The sequence below is a fragment of the Pararhizobium sp. IMCC21322 genome (assembly GCF_030758295.1).
In the GTDB taxonomy this organism is placed as follows: domain Bacteria; phylum Pseudomonadota; class Alphaproteobacteria; order Rhizobiales.
The window spans coordinates 4,426,304-4,445,589 of sequence record NZ_CP132335.1; the positions used below are offsets into that span (position 1 = coordinate 4,426,304).

At 52.0% G+C, this 19,286-nt stretch carries 22 protein-coding genes; 13 read left to right on the plus strand and 9 right to left on the minus strand.

Annotated features, from left to right (window positions below; genetic code table 11):
* The first annotated feature begins 138 nt into the window (after positions 1-138).
* The 6 genes from RAL91_RS21010 to RAL91_RS21035 all read left to right on the plus strand — a co-directional run bounded on the left by RAL91_RS21010 (position 139) and on the right by RAL91_RS21035 (position 5,128).
* A complete protein-coding gene (locus tag RAL91_RS21010) occupies positions 139-1,707 on the plus strand; it encodes a winged helix-turn-helix domain-containing protein (RefSeq protein ID WP_306263041.1) in 1,569 nt (522 codons plus the stop codon).
* Positions 1,708-1,832: 125 nt separating this feature from the next.
* Complete coding sequence (locus RAL91_RS21015; protein WP_306258201.1) at positions 1,833-2,009, plus strand: hypothetical protein; 177 nt, start codon at positions 1,833-1,835, stop codon at positions 2,007-2,009.
* Between the two features lie 82 nt (positions 2,010-2,091).
* Positions 2,092-2,850 carry a gamma-glutamylcyclotransferase gene (locus RAL91_RS21020; RefSeq protein ID WP_306258202.1) on the plus strand — a complete coding sequence of 253 codons (759 nt, stop codon included), beginning with the start codon at positions 2,092-2,094 and terminating at the stop codon, positions 2,848-2,850.
* Positions 2,847-3,911: a dipeptidase gene (locus tag RAL91_RS21025; protein WP_306258203.1), complete on the plus strand. Its 1,065-nt coding sequence runs from the start codon at positions 2,847-2,849 to the stop codon at positions 3,909-3,911. The genes RAL91_RS21020 and RAL91_RS21025 overlap by 4 nt, the downstream gene beginning before the upstream one ends.
* On the plus strand, positions 3,912-4,430 hold the full coding sequence (locus tag RAL91_RS21030; protein WP_306258204.1) for a GNAT family N-acetyltransferase: 519 nt from the start codon (positions 3,912-3,914) through the stop codon (positions 4,428-4,430). It begins immediately after the preceding gene.
* An 83-nt stretch (positions 4,431-4,513) separates the two neighbouring features.
* Positions 4,514-5,128 (plus strand): glutathione S-transferase, encoded by a 615-nt coding sequence (locus RAL91_RS21035; protein WP_306258205.1) that lies wholly within the window; start codon positions 4,514-4,516, stop codon positions 5,126-5,128.
* Positions 5,129-5,355: 227 nt separating this feature from the next.
* Here the strand turns inward: RAL91_RS21035 and RAL91_RS21040 are convergent, their stop codons facing one another.
* Together RAL91_RS21040 and RAL91_RS21045 are read right to left on the minus strand one after the other, a co-directional pair.
* Positions 5,356-5,994: an outer membrane protein gene (locus RAL91_RS21040; protein WP_306258206.1), complete on the minus strand. Its 639-nt coding sequence runs from the start codon at positions 5,992-5,994 to the stop codon at positions 5,356-5,358.
* A gap of 203 nt (positions 5,995-6,197) precedes the next feature.
* Positions 6,198-6,872 carry an outer membrane protein gene (locus RAL91_RS21045; RefSeq protein WP_306258207.1) on the minus strand — a complete coding sequence of 225 codons (675 nt, stop codon included), beginning with the start codon at positions 6,870-6,872 and terminating at the stop codon, positions 6,198-6,200.
* 360 nt (positions 6,873-7,232) lie between these two features.
* On the opposite strand from RAL91_RS21045, the gene RAL91_RS21050 reads away from it, so the two are divergent.
* Genes RAL91_RS21050 through uvrC form a run of 3 tightly spaced genes read left to right on the plus strand, consistent with a single transcriptional unit; the run spans position 7,233 to position 10,943 of the window.
* Positions 7,233-8,192 carry a calcium/sodium antiporter gene (locus RAL91_RS21050; protein ID WP_306258208.1) on the plus strand — a complete coding sequence of 320 codons (960 nt, stop codon included), beginning with the start codon at positions 7,233-7,235 and terminating at the stop codon, positions 8,190-8,192.
* A gap of 28 nt (positions 8,193-8,220) precedes the next feature.
* On the plus strand, positions 8,221-8,976 hold the full coding sequence (locus RAL91_RS21055; RefSeq protein ID WP_306258209.1) for an SDR family oxidoreductase: 756 nt from the start codon (positions 8,221-8,223) through the stop codon (positions 8,974-8,976).
* On the plus strand, positions 8,973-10,943 hold the full coding sequence (gene uvrC / locus RAL91_RS21060; protein ID WP_306258210.1) for an excinuclease ABC subunit UvrC: 1,971 nt from the start codon (positions 8,973-8,975) through the stop codon (positions 10,941-10,943). Before RAL91_RS21055 ends, uvrC begins: the two co-directional genes overlap by 4 nt.
* Before the next feature lie 16 nt (positions 10,944-10,959).
* On the opposite strand, the gene RAL91_RS21065 is transcribed toward uvrC, so the two are convergent.
* On the minus strand, positions 10,960-11,292 hold the full coding sequence (locus RAL91_RS21065) for a hypothetical protein (protein ID WP_306258211.1): 333 nt from the start codon (positions 11,290-11,292) through the stop codon (positions 10,960-10,962).
* Between the two features lie 89 nt (positions 11,293-11,381).
* Between RAL91_RS21065 and RAL91_RS21070 the strand changes: the two genes are divergently transcribed.
* Positions 11,382-12,142, plus strand: a protein-coding gene (locus RAL91_RS21070; RefSeq protein WP_306258212.1) for an IS5 family transposase whose coding sequence is annotated in 2 segments (ribosomal slippage) — positions 11,382-11,697 and positions 11,697-12,142 — 762 coding nt in all. Because the reading frame shifts where the segments join, the coding sequence is not laid out codon by codon here.
* On the opposite strand, the gene RAL91_RS21075 is transcribed toward RAL91_RS21070, so the two are convergent.
* From RAL91_RS21075 to RAL91_RS21085, 3 genes are all read right to left on the minus strand, one after another.
* Positions 12,132-12,623 (minus strand): hypothetical protein, encoded by a 492-nt coding sequence (locus tag RAL91_RS21075; protein ID WP_306258213.1) that lies wholly within the window; start codon positions 12,621-12,623, stop codon positions 12,132-12,134. The genes RAL91_RS21070 and RAL91_RS21075 overlap by 11 nt on opposite strands.
* A 7-nt stretch (positions 12,624-12,630) precedes the next feature.
* The gene (locus RAL91_RS21080; protein WP_306258214.1) at positions 12,631-13,494 is read right to left on the minus strand and encodes a DUF488 family protein; all 864 of its coding nucleotides are present in this window, start codon (positions 13,492-13,494) and stop codon (positions 12,631-12,633) included.
* Between the two features lie 184 nt (positions 13,495-13,678).
* On the minus strand, positions 13,679-15,058 hold the full coding sequence (locus RAL91_RS21085) for an MATE family efflux transporter (protein WP_306258215.1): 1,380 nt from the start codon (positions 15,056-15,058) through the stop codon (positions 13,679-13,681).
* Positions 15,059-15,264: 206 nt separating this feature from the next.
* Between RAL91_RS21085 and pgsA the strand changes: the two genes are divergently transcribed.
* Genes pgsA through RAL91_RS21100 form a run of 3 tightly spaced genes read left to right on the plus strand, consistent with a single transcriptional unit; the run spans position 15,265 to position 16,632 of the window.
* Positions 15,265-15,873: a CDP-diacylglycerol--glycerol-3-phosphate 3-phosphatidyltransferase gene (gene pgsA, locus RAL91_RS21090; protein WP_306258216.1), complete on the plus strand. Its 609-nt coding sequence runs from the start codon at positions 15,265-15,267 to the stop codon at positions 15,871-15,873.
* 15 nt (positions 15,874-15,888) lie between these two features.
* On the plus strand, positions 15,889-16,143 hold the full coding sequence (moaD, locus tag RAL91_RS21095) for a molybdopterin converting factor subunit 1 (RefSeq protein ID WP_306258217.1): 255 nt from the start codon (positions 15,889-15,891) through the stop codon (positions 16,141-16,143).
* Positions 16,144-16,146: 3 nt separating this feature from the next.
* The gene (locus tag RAL91_RS21100; protein ID WP_306258218.1) at positions 16,147-16,632 is read left to right on the plus strand and encodes a molybdenum cofactor biosynthesis protein MoaE; all 486 of its coding nucleotides are present in this window, start codon (positions 16,147-16,149) and stop codon (positions 16,630-16,632) included.
* A gap of 32 nt (positions 16,633-16,664) precedes the next feature.
* On the opposite strand, the gene RAL91_RS21105 is transcribed toward RAL91_RS21100, so the two are convergent.
* The 3 genes from RAL91_RS21105 to RAL91_RS21115 all read right to left on the minus strand — a co-directional run bounded on the left by RAL91_RS21105 (position 16,665) and on the right by RAL91_RS21115 (position 19,280).
* On the minus strand, positions 16,665-17,543 hold the full coding sequence (locus RAL91_RS21105; RefSeq protein ID WP_306258219.1) for a tetratricopeptide repeat protein: 879 nt from the start codon (positions 17,541-17,543) through the stop codon (positions 16,665-16,667).
* Between the two features lie 175 nt (positions 17,544-17,718).
* Complete coding sequence (gene rpsU / locus RAL91_RS21110) at positions 17,719-17,943, minus strand: 30S ribosomal protein S21 (protein ID WP_306258220.1); 225 nt, start codon at positions 17,941-17,943, stop codon at positions 17,719-17,721.
* A 251-nt stretch (positions 17,944-18,194) separates the two neighbouring features.
* Positions 18,195-19,280, minus strand: a complete 1,086-nt coding sequence (locus RAL91_RS21115; RefSeq protein WP_306258221.1) for a 5-(carboxyamino)imidazole ribonucleotide synthase — start codon at positions 19,278-19,280, stop codon at positions 18,195-18,197.
* Positions 19,281-19,286: the final 6 nt, after the last annotated feature.

Genomic DNA, 19,286 nt, shown 5'->3' on the forward strand with positions numbered 1-19,286 from the left:
AACATCCAAAAATATTCAATGATCTGCCTCGCTCCCTCTTATTGTGTCAGTCCCCGATTTTAACTAGGCTCCGGTCGGGGCCGACATCAGCAATCTGAGGAGGATTGAACTCGAGCCTCTCATTGGGGTTTTGAATTGATGCTGCCGGACCGCATTTACTTTCTTGAGCATGAAATCAGGCCAGCCATTCGGCAATTGCTGTTCGATGGCAGCCCAATTACTTTAGGCGCGCGCGCCTTCGACCTTCTGTTGTATCTGATCCAGCACCGAGATCGGATTGTGAGCAGAGCTGAACTGATGGAACAGGTCTGGTCCGGCATCACGGTCGGTGACAACAATCTGAACGTTCAGGTTTCGATTTTGCGCAAATTGCTGGGATCCCAGGTGATTGTCACCCTGCCTGGCCGTGGCTTGCGCTTTGGATTGGAAGTGAGCGTGACGCCCCTGATCGAAGGCAAACCAGATCTTCCCCTGCCTGCCAAACCATCCGTTGTGGTATTGCCCTTTACGGATTTGGGTGTGGACCCGAGCTTGAGCTGGCTGCCGGATTCCATTGTTGAAGACATCACCACCGAATTGTCCCGGTTTCGAAATTTGTTCGTGGTCGCGCGCAACTCGGCTTTTACCTACCGCGAACAGCCAATAGATGTGCGTCAGGTCTCCCGGCAATTGGGCGTGCGTTATGTTGTAGAGGGCAGTGTTCGAACAGCCCCCGGTCGCGTCCGTGTCACTGCGCAGTTGATCGATGCTAAAATGGGCGGTCATGTCTGGGCGGAAAAATTTGAGGGACCGCTGGATCATCACTTCGATCTGCAGGCCAGAATTGTCGGAGCTGTTGTGACGGCACTGGCGCCACAAATTGACGCGGCAGAAAACGCGCATAATCGAACCATTCAGCCAGTTGACCTGAACGCTCATGGCTTTGCTCAAAGGGCATGGTCTGCAATTTCTGCAGGCGAGATGAAATATGCCCCGGCTCCAAGGGACGACGCATTGATGCTCGCTGAAAGAGCGCTGGCCATCAATCCCAATTCCAGTCTGGCATGGCGCGCGATCGGCTGGGTTCAATGGTGGCACGCCTATCATGGCACAACCAACTCCAGAGAGGACACCTTGAAGGCGGGCATTGCAGCGGCCAGCCGCGCGATAGCAATTGATGGCAGTGACCATCATGCATGGCGCATAAAAGCACTTCTGGATTTCATGAATGCTAACCCAGATCAAGGACTTGCCGGATTGCGTCAGGCTCAGGAGATCAACCCGAATTGCGCCACCACTTTGGCCTGGCTGGGGATGTATGAGGCAACTCATGGCAACGTGGCCAAAGGCGTGCCTCACGTGCAATCTGCACTGCGGCTCAGCCCGCGCGATCCGTCACGGGCATCTTTTCTGGTAGCGCTTGGGTTCGCGCAATTCGCCAGTCGTGATTATGAGACAGCTGCACAAACCTCAGACGCTGCCCGCCTGGAAGCCCCGGACAGTGCAACCCCAATGTTGCTCGGCACAATTTGCTGGGTCGGCGTTGGCCAGATTGAAAAAGCTCAAACCTTGTTCAAACAATTGGAGGGAATTGCACCCAAATTGGTCGAAGCCCGTTTGGCAGGGCGCTGGCTATCAACAAATCCAGGCTATCTGAAAAGAGCGCAAACATTTCTTCAGATTGCAGCCGGACTGATCAACGAAACAGCCGCACAGACCCTGCGCTAGATCACTGCACGGACCGTCCGCAAACTGCACAAATTTATAACAATTTAGCGCGATCTTTGAGTGTGAGGATCTAGACTGTGTCCCACGCAGTGTTTGCAGTTGGACGCAGTCGGAGACCTTTGAAAATGAAACCCAAAGAAAATGGGTCCGGCCTTGTTCGCAAAGCACCACAAAAACCCAATCCCAATTTGCATTATCCAAGTCATTTCAGTGGCAATTATCTGGCTGAAATTATTGGTTTATCGGATCAAATCACAATCTGGAACGTTGTTGCAAGTCGCAAGAAAAAACAGCAAGACTAGGGGCTGTACTCAATTGGGGTGGGCAATCGTTGGGAAAATTCGAGGGCCATGCGAAAACTTTGAACGAAAGCAAATATAGACAATGAATTCTGGCAACGATCCATTCATCCATCACCCGGAATTGCGCGACAAGATCAAAGATCCGCTGCAATCCTTCTTCCGTGATTTCGACCCCGTTAATCTTCTGAAAAAATGGCCGGAACTCCATTGGGTAATAGAAGAGCTTCATTCGGAATCCTATCGGGAAAAATCGCGACGGGAAACACTTGCGAAACATGACGATGGTGACCTTTGGATATTTGCCTACGGATCATTGATGTGGGACCCCGCTTTTGAATTTACCGAAGTTCGGCGCGCCAGAGTGTCAGACCATGCGCGCCGATTTATCCTGAAAGATATCTGGGGTGGACGCGGAACACTTGAGATGCCCGGCCTGATGGCGGCTCTGGATAAGGGCGACGGCTGCGAAGGTCTGATCTACAGGCTTTCCTGTGACAAAATCGAGGCGGAAACCAGAAATCTGTGGCGGCGAGAAATGATCGGACCTGGTTATGTACCAAGTGTCGTGCGCACGATGGTTGGCGATAACATTATTCCTGCTCTGACCTTCGTTGCCGATTACGAAGCTGAAGGCATCCATCCTGATCTGCCACGCAGCAAACAAGTTGAGTTCATCACCCATGGCTCAGGTGTCCTGGGCACAAGCGTGGAATATCTGGAAAACATCGTCAGCCAGTTCGCGGCACTTGGCATTGTCGATGAAGACTGTTCGAGCTTACTTCAGGATGTGCGAGCCAATGCCAAAACACATCAATCGGGTCTGGCTGGAGCCAACCAGTGACAGAACCCATTTCCTTTTTCGACGGGCACAATGACTTTCTTCTGCGATTGATGTTCACACAGGAAGCACGAGAGGAAACATGGCTCGGCAATACGGGCAAAGGTCATCTTGATCTGCAGCGCATGAAGCAAGCCGGGTTTGCCGGTGGTTTGTTTGCCATATTCGTACCGCCAATTTCCAGCGGCCCACCACCCGATTTCGCGGCCCTGATGGCCAACCCACCCTATGATCTACCGATACCGCCCGAGATGACGCATACGCAGGCGCAGCCAATGGCCATGACCATGGCAGGTCTGCTGCACTGGATGGAACGCTCCGCACCGCAAGACTTCAAAGTATGTCGGTCTGCATCTGAAGTTCGAACTGCGATTTCAAATGATGTCATCGCCGGTGTCATGCATATGGAAGGCGCGGAAGCCATTGGCCCGGACCTTGATGCGCTTTATCTGTTTCACGATATGGGATTGCGTTCCCTCGGCCCGGTCTGGAGCCGTCCGACCATATTCGGCCATGGTGTACCGATGAAGTTTCCCGGCACGCCAGACATCGGGCCGGGTCTGACTGAAAAAGGTAAAGACCTGATCCGCCTTTGCAATGAACTAGGTATCCTGATTGATCTGTCACACATGAACGAAGCGGGCTTTAACGATGTCGCTTCAATCAGCAAGGCCCCCTTGGTGGCAACTCATTCCAACGCATTTGCCCCGTGTGAATCGCCGCGGAATTTGACAGACTGGCAATTGGCGCAAATTCGCGAAACCGGTGGAATGGTTGGCTTCAACTACGCAACATTCTACCTGCGCGAAGATGGCACGGCGGCAGCCGATATGGACTGGGACCCATTGTTGCGGCACATGGATCACCTGTTCACGCATCTGGGCGAAGACCATGTCGGGCTTGGATCGGATTTTGATGGCTGTATTGTCCCCGAACTCATCGGTGATGTAACCGGCGTACAACATCTGTTGGCGGCGCTGGGAAAACATGGTTATGGCGATACACTGATCAACAAGCTGTCACGTGACAACTGGCTTGCCTGCCTTGCGCGCGGTTTGACCTGAATGGCTAAGGCACTGCAAAATTCCAAAATAAGCATCCTTCAGATTGAAACACCGCAACAGATCGATGATGCACGGGCACTTATCCGGGCCTTTTTTGATTACGCACTGTCCATCGACAAGGACGCGTCCGCGGCCGCAACCTTTCAGGGTCTGGACGATGAGCTGAATGCCCTGCCCGGTGACTATGGCCCGCCAGACGGTTGCCTTCTTGTTGCCTATTTGGATGGTTTGCCGGCTGGCTGTGTCGGATTTCGCCGACATGATGATGAGACCGCCGAAGTGAAACGCATGTTCGTCAGTCCAGAATTTCGTGGTCACGGGACCGGCGTGTTGCTTGTCAGTCAGTTGATCGAAACTGCACGCCGTATGAACTACCGTCGGATCATTCTGGGCACCCATCCATCATTGAAAGCAGCGCAAAAGATTTACCGCAGTATCGGTTTTGTAGATGTAAGCACACCAATCAATTGGCCAAAACATCATCCAAAAGAGGTGCTTATGGAGATGTCCCTCACTTAAGAGCGTAGAGGCTTAGGGGCTGAACCCCACTTTGCACCCGACTGTCATCCACCAAACAACCAGACCGGAAACCAGAGGCAAACATGTCAAATCTTAAACTTACCTACTTCGATTTCGCTGGCAGCAGAGGCGAGGAAATACGGCTGGCATTTGCCATCGCCGGTGTGGAATTTGACGATAATCGCCTGTCATTTGAGGCTTTCAGCAAGCTCAAATCAGACCTTCCATTCGGTTCGATGCCGGTTCTGGAAGTGAAAGATCATGGTGTGATCAGCCAGACCAACGCCATATTGCGCCTTGTCGGTCGCCAGCACGGGCTTCACCCCAAAAACCTGTTTGAAGCGGTCCGGCATGATGAACTGATGGAGGCGGTGGAAGAATTGCGGCAACGCATATCAGCAACGATGCGGATTGAAGACGCGGCGGTGAAGAAGGCTGCCAGACAGAAGCTTGCAACAGATTACATTGCGCATTGGGGGGCAGGCGTGGAGCAGCTGATCGGAGCAGGCCCTTTTCTTGCCGGCGAACAGCCAAGCGTTGCTGACATCAAATTATACATGGCCCACAAATGGATCAGCAGTGGTGGCATCGATGATATCCCAACAGACATTTTTGATCCTTTCACCAAGTTCAAAACCCTCGCAGATGGCATGCGAAACCATCCAGCAGTTTTAAAATGGTACTCCTCCGAAACCTGATACGCATGATCAAAATTCAGTGGGAAGTGCCAATGAGTGGTCTGCTGAAACTGACGTAGGAACCGGTAAACCGCCTTCCGCAGTGGCTGAAGAGACTGCCTTGAATGAACCACCGGCTGGCATTTGGCTTTAAGCTTTGCAAAATCAGATTATGTAGCCAGCAACTACAAAAAAAGGCCCCGCACTGAGTGCGAGGCCTTTCATCTCAAATTCAATTCTGCGGTATCTTAGAAATGATACCCCAAACCGGCACGGATGGCGTGGGAATTGGCGTCAGCTTCAAATGCGCCATAATCTTTTTCGCCATAGCCGGAGTAGAGATACTCCGCCCTGGCGCTGAATGAACTGTTGACCATGCTTTCAAAGCCCGCGCCGGCCACAAGACCCACATGGGTGTTCTCGTCACTGGCACCACCAAGGTCCACATCGGCGCTGAGGAACCCAAGGCCTGCCGTGCCATAGATCATGTGGCGGTCCCAAGCGTAGCCCAGACGGCCCCGAATGCTTCCAGTCCAGTCGGCGTCACCATCGGTGCCGCCTTCACTGCCATCCATGCTGGTAATCGCCAAATCCGCTTCACCACCAAAGACCAGAGACCCTGCCTGAAAATTGTACCCGGCAAAACCACCCAGCAGAATACCATCCACATCTACTTCCGCGCCGGAATCGGGATCAATATTGCCCCAGATATAACCAAGCATCGGGCCCATATAAAGGCCGGTCCAATCTGCGGGAGGATTGCCATTGTAGGTCGGCTGCTGATAGCCACCGCCATTGTCGTAAAGATCAGCCGCAAAACCAGCGTTCAACGACAAAATAAGCGCCCCGGCAGAAGCCGTCGCAATAAGAGAGGTACGCAAAATCATAGTTTCCACTCCTGATAAATTAATACATCCGGTTAAATCCGGTCTGTTTTGTTTATCTCTTGGAAACCACAATCAACCTTTAAGAGAGATGGTTAATAAATTGAAATCAATCACTTTTTTCACTTTAATTGCAAAAGCCGGAGCAATGTCACATTGCCCCGGCCTGCAGAAATGTTCGACCTGAAGGTCACGTCACAGGGAGATCAGAACTTGTATCCAAGTCCGGCCCGGATCGTATGCGACGTCAGATCGGCATCAACATCTGTCGTCAGCTCATAGGTCTCTTCACCAAAATCAGTGTAAAGATATTCAACGCGAGCCAGAATGTTATCAGTCATCGCCGCTTCAACGCCGGCGCCCACAACGTAACCGCTGTGCCAGTTATCATCGCTGACTGTGCCATCATCTGCTGTGACGTTGGCAAAGGCGACACCGCCCGTACCGTAGGCAAGAACGCGGTCAAAGGCGTAACCGACACGGCCCCGTACGCTGCCAATCATATCGGTTTCAAGACTTGTTGCGCCGGATGACTCATCAAGTCCAACGGCGGCAAAATCGCCTTCAACACCAAAGACAAGGCTTCCGGACTGGAAGTTGAATCCGGTGTAGGCACCAGCCACATAGCCATTGTCATCAATATCATTCAAGCCTTCTACATTGTATTCCGCCCAGGTATAGCCAAGCATGGCACCCAGATAGACACCCGACCAATCGTAGGATGTGGGCTGAACCGGGAGGGGTTCATACACTTCAACTTGGGGCTCAACTGGAAGGTCTGCAGCCCTTGCCACCATAGTCAGGGCCAATACCGCAACAGCGGCTGCACCGGTTGTCTTCAGAACAGATTTTTGATTTGGCAGATAAGAATTTACGGACATTTTTTTATCCTCAGATTACTCGTTACAGGTTCAAGCGTACCGCAATGCTCAAGCTATCTCTTGTAGGAAGCTGTCACGGCGGTTGAGGGTATAATCATTGCAAAATGCGGCTTCGCATGGGGCAAATTCGGTTGATTCTGTGATGAATTGTGCTCATTTTACGACGAAAATCGGGCCATCCTGCCGCTGTTGCATAGCTGGCTACAGACCATGTCTGAATTCATGATCAACGCTTCAATTCCTGAATTCGGTCCCTATATAGGGACAATGCCTGTGGGGGGTGTTGGCTGATGGAACCCCTGCGCCCGAAGCCTGTGTCACCTTCATTTGTCTGCTGCAAACCAAGGACCTTCCCTCGCAATGATTACCTATCTGGCACTTCTCGCCGGTCTTATTATCTTGGTTTTTGCTGGCGATCTGCTGGTCCGTGGTGCTGTAGGCGTGGCCGAGCGCCTGGGCATTCCTGCACTCATAATCGGCCTTACAATTGTCGCCTTTGGTACTTCAGCGCCAGAGTTGGTGATTTCCATGAAGGCTGCAGCTTCCGGCGCACCGGGTCTGGCCATCGGCAATGTGGTTGGTTCCAACATCGCCAACATTCTGCTGGTTCTGGGCGCGCCTTCATTGATTTTTGCCACAGCGTGCAGCGGGCCCGGTACACGGCGCAATGCGCTGTTCATGGTGACCATCACGCTTGGCTTTGTTGCGCTGGCAAGCGATGGAATGTTGAGCCGACTGGACGCAGTGGTGATGCTGTCCCTGCTGGGCGTCTTTCTCTACGATAATTATCGAAGCGCAAGACGACACCGCAAACAGGCGCAGGATGCCCTGCAAGACGAGTTTGGTGACATTGGTACCAAACCGGCCTGGATGCTGAGCGGGTTCCTGCTGGTCGGCCTTATCGGCCTGCCCATAGGTGCCAGCTTCACAATTTTTGGTGCTACAGAAATTGCACGCAACTGGGGCGTATCGGAAACCTCCATTGGCCTGACAGTTGTTGCGATCGGCACCTCACTGCCAGAACTTGTGGCCGCTGTCATGGCTGCCTTTCATCGGCAAAGCGCCGTTGCCATCGGCAACGTCATCGGCTCCAACATATTTAATCTGCTCGCGATCATGGGCACTACAGCCGCAGTGTTTCCGCTTCCGGTTCCAGGCGATGTATTTGTACCGGACATGTGGATCATGGTGCTGACATCTATGTGTCTGCTGCCCTTTATATTCCTGTCCAAATCCATTACCCGTCCTGTAGGGGTAATCATGGTTCTGCTTTATGTCGCCTATGTGATTTCGGCATTGCACCCCCATGGCTTCTTATAGGTTTGGACCGGCAATATAGCGAGTTGATATGAGCGAACATGCATTGGTAACCGGCGCAGCAAAGCGCATCGGCAAAGCACTGGCCCTGCATCTGGCTGATCAGGGCTATTGTGTCAGCGTACATTACAACACTTCCAGGGCCGACGCGCAGAAGGTTGTATCCGACATTCAGTCTCGCGGCGGCAAGGCGGTGGCCATACAGGCCGATTTGGCGGACATGGGCTCGGTCATCCAACTGGAAGCTCAGGCTGCAGCAGAATTCGGACCTGTGACGCTGCTGGTCAACAATGCCTCCACTTTTGTGTCTGATGAAATCGGTTCAATCACTCCCGAAAGCTGGGACCACCATTTACAGCCCAACCTTCAGGCCCCGGTCTTTCTGGCACAGGCGATGGCAGACCGCTTGCCAAAGGCGGAAAAGGGCTTGATCATCAACATGATTGACCAGCGTGTTTGGGCCCTGACCCCGCGCTACATGTCCTACACATTGTCAAAAGCCGCTCTTTGGAGTGCAACACAGACACTGGCGCAGGCACTTGCACCCAATATCCGCGTCAACGGCATAGGGCCCGGCCCAACACTGTCCAACGCGCGCCAGTCAGATGCTGATTTTCAGGCGCAGATCAACGCAACAATTTTGCAGGTCCAACCGCAATTATCCGAAATCACAGCGGCGATTGATTTCATTCGCAAAGCGCCATCCATGACAGGACAGATGATTGCCCTGGATAGCGGTCAGCATCTGGCATGGGAAACACCGGATGTGGTAGGCTGCTTTGAATGAGCGAGCAATCCACTGAACCCCCAGTACCAGAGGCACCGAGTAAGGCCGATGACGAGCACGCGAGTGAAGGCCAGCCGGATGTAAAAACCGGTCCGCAGATCATTCTGGCCTTCGCTAAAAAACTGCCGAACAACCCCGGCGTCTATCGCATGTATGGCGCTAAGGGCGACGTGCTTTATGTGGGCAAGGCGCGCAGTCTTAAAAAGCGGGTCACCAACTATACCCGCATGATGGGCCAGACCAACCGCATCGCCCGCATGATCAGCCAAACGGCGGGCATGGAGTTTGTCAGCACGCGCACTGAAACCGAAGCGCTGCTGCTGGAAGCCAATCTCATCAAGCGGTTCCGGCCCAAATACAATGTTCTGCTGCGCGATGATAAGAGCTTTCCCTATATCCACATAGCTGAAGACCATGATGCCCCTCAGCTTTTAAAGCATCGTGGCGCGCGCAAGGGTAAGGGCAGTTACTTTGGTCCTTTTGCCTCTGCCGGTTCCGTCAACCGAACCATTACGGCGCTGCAAAAAGCCTTCCTGCTGCGCAATTGCAGCGATTCCTATTACGAAAACCGCACCCGCCCCTGCCTGCAATTTCAGATCAAACGCTGTTCAGGCCCCTGCACCGGTGAAATTTCCAAGGAGAACTACGCCGAACTGGTGGACGAAGCCAAAGGGTTCCTGTCAGGCAAAAGCCAGAAGGTGCAGCAGGAACTGGCAGGAAAAATGGAAGCCGCTTCCGGTGATCTTGATTTTGAGACCGCAGCCATTTACCGAGACCGGCTGGCGGCGCTGTCACACATTCAATCGCAACAGGGCATCAATCCGCACACGGTCAAGGAAGCAGATGTGTTCGCCCTTCATCAACAGGATGGCCAGACCTGCATTCAGGTCTTCTTCTTCCGCACGGGCCAGAATTGGGGCAACCGGGCCTATTTCCCCAAAGCCGACGAAACCCTTGATCCAGGTTTTGTACTGGAAGCTTTCCTGACCCAGTTTTACGATGATAAGCCAACGCCCTCTCACATTCTTGTCTCCCACCTGGGAGAAGAGCATGAATTGCTGTCAGAAGCCCTCACTGAACGCATGGGGCACAAGGTGCACCTGTCCAAACCGTTGCGCGGCGAAAAGCGGGATCTCATCGCTCATGCCATGACCAATGCCCGCGAAGCGCTGGGGCGCAAACAGGCTGAAACCAGCTCGCAACAAAAATTGCTGCGCGGTCTGCAGGAGGTGTTTGAACTGTCAGATATGCCACGGCGCATTGAGGTCTATGACAACAGCCACATTATGGGCACCAATGCGGTCGGTGGCATGATTGTGGCTGGCGTCGATGGCTTTTTGAAAAACCAGTACCGTAAGTTCAATATCAAATCCAAGGACATCACGCCCGGTGATGATTACGGCATGATGCGTGAAGTGCTCACCCGGCGTTTTTCACGTCTCATGAAAGAGACTGATGGCCCCAAGCACGCCACTGAGGAGGACACAATTGATGCAGGCACCTGGCCTGACCTGTTGCTAATCGATGGCGGCATCGGCCAAATCAATGCTGTAAAGGGCGTTCTGAAAGAGTTGGGTGTTACTGACATGCCGATTGCCGGCATCGCCAAGGGCCCGGACCGTGATGCAGGCCGGGAAAAATTCATCGTGCCAGGCCGCGCGCCGTTTATGCTGCCTGAGCGTGACCCTGTTCTCTATTTCATCCAGCGCATGCGCGATGAAGCCCACCGCTTCGCCATCGGTTCCCACCGCGCGCGGCGCAAGCGGGACATTACCAAAAACCCACTGGACGAGATACCGGGCATCGGCCCGACCCGCAAACGCGCCATCCTGCACCATTTCGGCACAGCCAAAGCCACCAGCAAGGCGGGATTGACAGATTTGGAAAAAGTGCCGGGCGTCTCCGCCCAAATGGCGCAAATCATTTTCGATTTTTTCCATGATACAGGAAAAAACGAAACGGATTAACTCACAGTTTTTTTGACTAAAATAACGCTAACTGGTCAACAATAGGCGGGTGGAACGTACCTATAATTACATATGGGTTCGGTGCACTCATGTGCCATCGTCTCGTTGTGCCAAGAAATAAGTACAAGTCTTTTTTGTTGGCAAAATCATCGAGATACTTTTCACGAACCTTTTTTGCTGCTTCCCTAGGTGTCGAACCTTTTAGGCAGTTCCAGTATAACTGTCCAATTTCCCAATCCTCTATCATCATGTTGCTGACTTTACCTGCATCATCAGCAAAGCGATATTTGAACTTAAATGGCAGTTTGGGCATTAAATTGAAGTCGGGATTTTTGCTCTCGTCGAACAATGAACCTTGATCTAGGTTCAGGACCCATTAAAATTTGGGATTCCCATCGGCAGTGATTTGTGATTCCTTCCAATCGAGGAGGATCACAGATGAGCACTTTGTTTTGGCTTTCCGAAGAGCAACTTGAGCGGATGAAACCACATTTTCCACTTTCGCACGGCATCCCGCGTGTCGATGACCGTCGTGTACTGAGTGGCATCATCCACGTTATCAGAAACGGCCTTCGATGGTGCGATGCGCCAGTTGATTATGGGCCGCATAAGACGCTGTACAATCGGTTTGTGCGGTGGAGCGGACTGGGCGTTTTTGATCGTATATTCAGCAGTTTGGTGGCCGAGGAAGGTCCGCCAGATACATTGATCATTGATGCCACACACCTGAAGGCTCATCGCACTGCGGCAAGCCTTCAAAAAAAGGGGTTCTTCCCCGTCGCATCGGTCGCACCAAAGGCGGGTTAAATTCCAAGCTTCACGCTGTCACCGATGGCAAGGGACGGCCCATCATGATGGCCTTGAGCGAAGGGCAAATGTCGGATCATCTGGGTGCCAAGCTGCTGTACCCAGCCATGCCAAGCGCCCAAACGCTGATCGGGGACAAAGGATACGATAGCGACGAGTTCCGCGCAGCATTGAAAGCAAAAGGCATCAAGCCCTGCATTCCGCCAAGATCAGGCAGGAATAATCCGGCCACATATTCAAAGGCATTGTACAAACAGCGCAATCTGATCGAACGCATGTTTGGCAAACTCAAGGACTGGCGCCGTATCGCGACCCGCTACGACCGATGCGCCCATACCTACTTCTCAGCAATCTGCATCGCCGCAACAGTGATCTTCTGGATCAATCAATGAGTCCTGACCCTAAAGCAGCCCTCGCAGCTTCCAATTTTCCAATCTCCCAATCAGATTCTGTTGCCTCCACAATGAAATCCAGGATTCTGGCTGCTTTGAAGATCACCAAAGAGAACTTGTTTGATTTGGCTCCCGCAATGATAGTTTCGAGATTTTCGTAAATTTTATTTGAACTGAAGATAAGTTCCTTTCGGCTTGCCCAACCATGTTCAGTCCCGACTAACTTGCCAAGCGTAATATCATCTATGTTTACGGGACTATAGCTCTCAGGCCGAGGGTCTCTCGCATTCTTTGCAAGTTCGAGTTCAATCCATTGATATTTTCTATAACGTTGGCTGTCGGTCAAAAAGCGAAATGGTGATGGATAAATTCTGATCCAACTTCCATCCTGTTTAAAACCAGCAGTACAGACCAATTCTGCATATTTCTGCGAAAGCGTTGGGTAGGTTTTTACAGCAATTAAGACGCGCTCTTTTGCCATGCAAATCCTAAATATGAGATATTGAGCAGTTCCAGCGAGGACGCTTCATCATTGCGTTTGCAACTCGCCCACGATGACACATACAGTGCTCTGCTTCAAAACAAGTTATAGCAACGCGATGTTTTTCTGTAAAAATGCCTGCCAATTGATCAAGTGCTCGCTCATTTTGCTTCAGCGTTGTAGACTCATATTCATTAAATAAACGATTGTAATCAGCTTGGGAATTCAATTCACGTCGTTTATCCGAAACAATACCCAAGTCAGGTATATGAACGTATTCAATATCTAATTTTTCCAATGTACTGGAAAGTGTTTTTTTAGAAAAACCATATTTTCGACTCAACGGATTTTTTCGAACATCACAAAGCACGCGAACGTTATTTTTAATTAGCCTATTTAGGTAATTCTCAAATGATTTTCCTTCGTATCCAATAGTAAAGAAAGCATCTTCGGATTGAGTTGGGTTTGCCTCATTGATCACTTTGAGCTCCTCTTCGCTCATCAGACTTTCCGCAACTTCCGACCGTGTGGCAAAGTAAGGAAAACGACGATAAACTTCTCTTATCAAATCATCGCCATTGATTGATTTGAACTGTCCAAAGAACAATTCCATTTTCTTTTTGTCCGCATCGTCCAGCATGGACAAATAGTCCATTTGGGTTGACAGCAACTTCCACTGCTCCGAGTCAGCCAAAATATTAAATTCAATCAATTTACGCCGGTCTGCATAAGATTGAAATGAGAAACAACCGAAACGGTATGGAACAAACTCATAGCTCTTTTGCTGTTGGCATGTCTCGGTGAACAAAAAGAGATATTTCTGCATATTGACGCCACCCAAACTTCCGCCAAACTTTTGCAAGAGTGCCAAAAGGACTTTCTGTCGAGAGTACAACGCTGGGAAGGCTAATTGATTCATAGACTCAAGTTACAACACTTTCGATTCTTGAAAAGAGGTTTCTCAGTTTGAGATTTGTAGATTTATTCAGCGCATCTAAATGGCAGAAACCAAAAAAGGAGCGACGCCCACCGGTGGATGAAGCTTCGCTGTACAGCTAGAGTTTGGACGTAGCCAACCCGAGGCCCAACCGATCTCTCATTACGAAGCGCGCCATCAGCAGAATAGCGGCCACTGCCAGACCAAGCGCCAGTCCTGTCCACACACCCACGCCACCAAGACCGAGCGGAAATGCCAGCACATATCCGCTGCCAAGCCCGACAATCCAATAGCTGATGATGGCAATAACCATAGGCATGCGTGTATCCTGCATGCCGCGCAAGGCACCGGCCGCAACTGCCTGTGTCCCGTCAACGAGCTGAAACAAAGCGGCCAGAAACAAATAAGGGATGGCAAGTGCAACAACTGCCTCAGTATCTTCTCGGGCTGCGTTCAGAAATAAGGAAATCAGCGGAGTCGGTATGGCCAGAAAAACCAACGCAGCAGCGCCACTGAAACCAACCGCAAGAATGATTGTTGCATAAGCTGCCCGTTGCAAATCCTCCGCGTTGCGACGTCCATAAGCCAGCGCCACACGTGTCGTCGCGACATTGGACAATCCAAGTGGTACCATGAAGGACAGGCTGGCCAATTGCATGACAATGCCATGCGCTGCAAGCTCCAGCGTCCCGATGCGTCCAACCAAAATGGTGGCGGCAGCGAACAAGCCGACTTCAGCCAACAGGGTCATGCCAATCGGGAAACCAAGACGAATAATCCGGCGCAAAATTTCAGTGTCAACGCGCCAGAACCGCCCATAAATCTCAAAATTCTTCATACGTTTGTCGTACAACGACAACAAAACCATGCCTGCCAGTGTCAAAGTAGCAGTGCCCAGTGTTGCAACAGCGGCCCCCTCAACACCCAATTCCGGAGCGCCCCAATTGCCAAATATGAACATGTAGTTCAGTGCGATATTGGCCACAACACCCAGAATGTTGATGGCAAACATTATGTTTGCGCAATCGAGCACAGTGTAAAATGCCCGCAAATTCATGAACATCAGCATGGGCAACAAAGCCCATTTCGCAATGCCAATATAACCGCTGGCAAAACGGACCGTTTCAGGCGTCTGCCCTGCAAACAGCAAAATTGCTTCCGTATTGAACAGAATCGCAATTGCCAAAATCGTGTACCCGCTGGCCACCCAGAACCCCATGCGAATGGTTCTGCGCAGCATAATCGGGTCTTCAGCCCCCTGCGCCTCTGCTGCCAGTGGCAACACAGCCTGGGTCAGTCCCAGACCGACAATAAACAGCGTGAAGAAAAAGGCAGTCGCCAACGCCAGTGCCGCCAGCTCGGCTGCGCCGAGCCGCCCAACCATCAACGTATCTGTAATCCCGATAGCCGCCTGTGCCAGCTGAATGCCGACCAAAGGCACAGACAGGCTGAGTGTCTGTGCAAAGTGGGTGCGCCAGGATTTAATCGGCAGGGTCACGAATTGTCATTCTTCTTGGGATCGGGATAGCACCCCTATCTCGCCCAAGCGAAACACTCAAATGATCTTTTGTGAAGGCCAGATCAACTCTGATGATGAGGAACGCCGCCAGAGCGATCATCCCATGCTTAACCACCCATCACTTTAGCGCGACAATTCATCGGTTTAGCATTGACGCACACATGGCCCCGTGTTGCATTGCAAAAATGACCATCGAACCAGCCACACATAAAAAAGACGGGCGTAGCATCGTTTTCAGCCTGCCCAATATTCTGACATATGGGCGTATTCTGGCAGTGCCCGCCATTGTCGGCACTGCCTTTGTAGAGGGGGATTTCGGTCGCTGGCTCGGCCTGGGCATTTTTATTGTTGCCAGCATTACAGATTTTTTCGACGGCTATCTGGCGCGTGCCTGGCACCAGCAGTCTGCCTTGGGCCGCATGCTGGACCCGATTGCGGATAAATTGCTGATATCAGCCTGTCTTATTATTCTATGCGCCAATCAGGTTGTGTCAGGCATTTCGCTTTGGGCAGCAGCCATTATTCTGATGCGGGAAATCTCGGTTTCAGGACTGCGCGAATTTCTGGCAGAATTACAGGTCAGCGTACCCGTTACCAAACTGGCAAAATGGAAAACCACATTTCAGATGGTGTCCCTTGGCTTTCTGCTGGCCGCACCCGCAGGCGACAAGGTACTGCCATTTAACACTGAAATTGGAATAGGCCTGTTATGGGTCGCCGCACTCTTGACCCTGTATACCGGTTACGACTATTTTCGTGCCGGCCTCCGCCACCTGATCGACAGTGATCGCTAACGTCACGGATTTGCTATGACGAAGCTGCTCTATTTTTCATGGGTTCGCGAACGTATTGGCGTCGCCAGCGAAGAACGCGACATTCCGGCCGATATTATGTCAGTGGAGCAGTTTCTGAACTGGCTGTCACAACAGGGCGATCAATATGAAAACGCCCTGACTGACGCCGCATCACTGCGCGTTGCCCTTGACCAGACTCACGTCACTGCGGATACCCCATTGGATGGAGCGCGGGAAATTGCAATTTTCCCACCCATGACCGGCGGGTAGACCATGTCAGACCAACCTGTAAAAATTGCCATTCAGCAGGAACAGTTTGATACGCAGGCTGAGACTGAGTTTCTGGTGAAAAACTCCCCCAATGCTGGAGCGCTGGTGTCTTTTTCAGGCATTTGTCGGGCAGATGACACGCTGAGCGCTCTGGAGCTTGAGCATTATCCGGGCATGGCCGAAACGCAAATTCAGAAAATCGTGGAAGAAGCCCTGGGCAAATGGCCCATACAAGGGGCGCTGGTCATTCACCGGGTCGGTAAAATCGCAGTCGGTGAGACAATCGTTCTTGTAGCAGTCACCAGCACGCACCGTCATGCGGCCTTTGACGGCGCAAATTTCATCATGGACTTTCTGAAATCCCGTGCCCCTTTCTGGAAAAAGGAGCATCTGGCTAAAGGCGGTGAAGGCAGCTGGATCGACGCCAAGGAAAGCGACGAAGATGCCTTGTCCCGCTGGGGTCAGGACGCAGATACTCCCGGCGCCTGACAGCAATTACAAGCTTTTTGCAGCCAGCAGGATCAGCTGGTCTGACGTGCCTGATTAAGCGCTTCACGCGCATTCGGCAGTGAAGGATTGAGTGTCAAAGCCTTCTGGAAAGCAGCGGCGGCTTCCTTGTCCCGGTTCAGCCTTTGCAGTGCAACGCCCTGATTATACCAGGCTTGCGCACTGCCGCGGTCACGGCTGACGGCGGCGTTGAAGTCTTCCAATGCTGATTGCGCATCGCCAGTGACCAGATAGCTTTCGCCGCGCGCATTGTAGGGCGGTGCCGCTTGAGGTGACAGACCAATGGCAGTCGTAAAGTCTTCCAGCGCAAAATTATGCAGCTTTTGAGCCTGATAGACGAGCCCGCGATTGTGGAATGCTTCCGGGTCGGTCCGGTCTATCTGGATCGCCCGATTATAATCTTCAAGTGCCAGAGCCAGCTGGTTTTGGCGGCGATAGACGTTGCCGCGCCGGACATAGGCATTGGCATATTGTGGATCGACCTGCAAAGCGCGGTTGTAATCTTCCACCGCTTTGGCATCCTCGCCTTTCAGGCGGTAGACAAGACCACGGTTTGCGTAGGCCTGGGCAAAACGCGGGTTGATCTGAAGGGCGCGGTTAAAATCCGCAATGGCATCGTCATATCGGCCAGCTTTGCCGAGTGCAGCACCACGAATATTGTAAGCGTTGGGATCATTCGGGCTGCGATCCACAACGGCCGACAAACTGTCAAGATTGGCGGCTGATCCGGCCTGCGCATTCTGACCGCTCAAGGATGCGTTCTGCAAGCTCGTGCCCTGGCAAGCTGCCAAAAGCCCGGCAAACACTACAATACCCGTGAATCGAACGATACGAGCGAGCCGAAAAATTCGGGTGCCTGAAGAGATGTTGTAGACAGAATGCGAAAACGTCATGGTGCCACTCAACCCTCTTAGCCCAAAGTCCCTGCCCCTATTATCCAATAAATGAGGCATTTAAAAGAACTGTGGACGCTTGGTAAAACGCAAAAAAAGCGGTTCCGGCAGCAGCCGACCGCTTCTTAAACTCTTAATTCAGAACGCCATCCGATGAAACGGAAGCGCAAAGCACTTAGCGGCGAGCCTTCTTGGGAAGGATGCCTTCGCGCTGTGCACGCTTGCGAGCCAGTTTGCGGGATCTGCGAACAGCCTCAGCTTTTTCACGAGCACGCTTCTCTGAAGGTTTTTCAAAGTGGCTGCGCAGTTTCATTTCACGAAACACGCCTTCGCGCTGCAGCTTTTTCTTCAGCGCTTTAAGCGCCTGATCAACATTATTGTCACGAACGGATACTAGCACGTAGCTCGTCTCTCTTTCTGGTTACAGTGTGGCCCTGGATCAATTTGAGCCGCTTATAGTCTGGTGAACGTCCATCGTAAACCCGCATTTGGTCCAAGCTGCGACCTGACTTTTGGCCGAGCACCCAATGGCAAATTCCGAGACTGTTCAGAATGAACCGGCTCCATAGCAGACCAACCCAATATTGTCCACACTACAGCCACAGGTTTTCGAGTCCAAAACTGCCCGGGTCACAAGTTCCGGCAAGCATCTTAACGCGTTGCAGAAACCGTGTTCACATGCCCCATTTTCCGGCCCGGCCGGGTCTCGCCTTTGCCATATAGATGCACCCGACTGAAAGGATCTGCCGCAAAACCCTGCCAGGCGTTCATATCGTCGCCAATGAGATTGGTCATAACGACATTGCTGTGATGTTTGCCATCGCCCAGCGGCCAGCCTGCAACAGCTCTGATATGCTGCTCGAACTGATCAATGACAGCGCCGTCCTGCGTCCAATGCCCCGAATTATGCACCCTTGGTGCAATCTCATTGACCAGAAGTGCCGGCTGTTCTGAAGTCCCCGATACAAAAAACTCAATCCCCATCACGCCCACATAATCGAGCTGACTGAGAATCGCTTCTGCGGCGGAGGTGGCTTCCGCCAGAATTTGAGGCGGAAGACCGGATGGCAAAGTGGTGGTTTTCAGAATGTGGTTTTCGTGATGGTTAAGCGCCATTTCATAAGAGGCCACCTGACCATCAAGGCCTCTGGCGGCAATTACAGACGTTTCTGCAAAGAATGGCACAAAGGCTTCCAGCACACAGGGCTTGCCGCCCAGGATTTCAAACGCAGTGGAAACGTCCGAAGCGCTCCGAAGGATGACCTGCCCTTTTCCATCATAGCCAAAGCGTCTGGTTTTCAACACGCAAGGCAAACCAAGCTCGTGAACAGCTGCAGCCAGATCATCTGATGAATCCACGGCGCGGAATTGCGCCAAAGGCACACCTACATTTTGCAGAAAACGTTTTTCGATCAGGCGATCCTGCGCTGTTTTCAGCGCAGAAATTCCGGGCCGAATTGGCACAAGCTTTTCAATGTGCAGCAACGGCTCAATCGGAACATTCTCAAATTCATAGCTCAGCACATCAACTGATTCTGCAAAGCGGGCCAGAGCCTCCAGATCCTCATAAGGCTTGCACGTGCTAAGCCCGGTGCGCTGAAACGCCGGACTATTGTTCTCCGGTGCATAAATATGTGGCTGAAAGCCCATTTCACTGGCGGCACCGGCCAGCATTGCGCCAAGTTGCCCTCCGCCCAAAATGCCAATTCGACTGCCAGGTGCTAAGGGGGCCTTCATATCAGT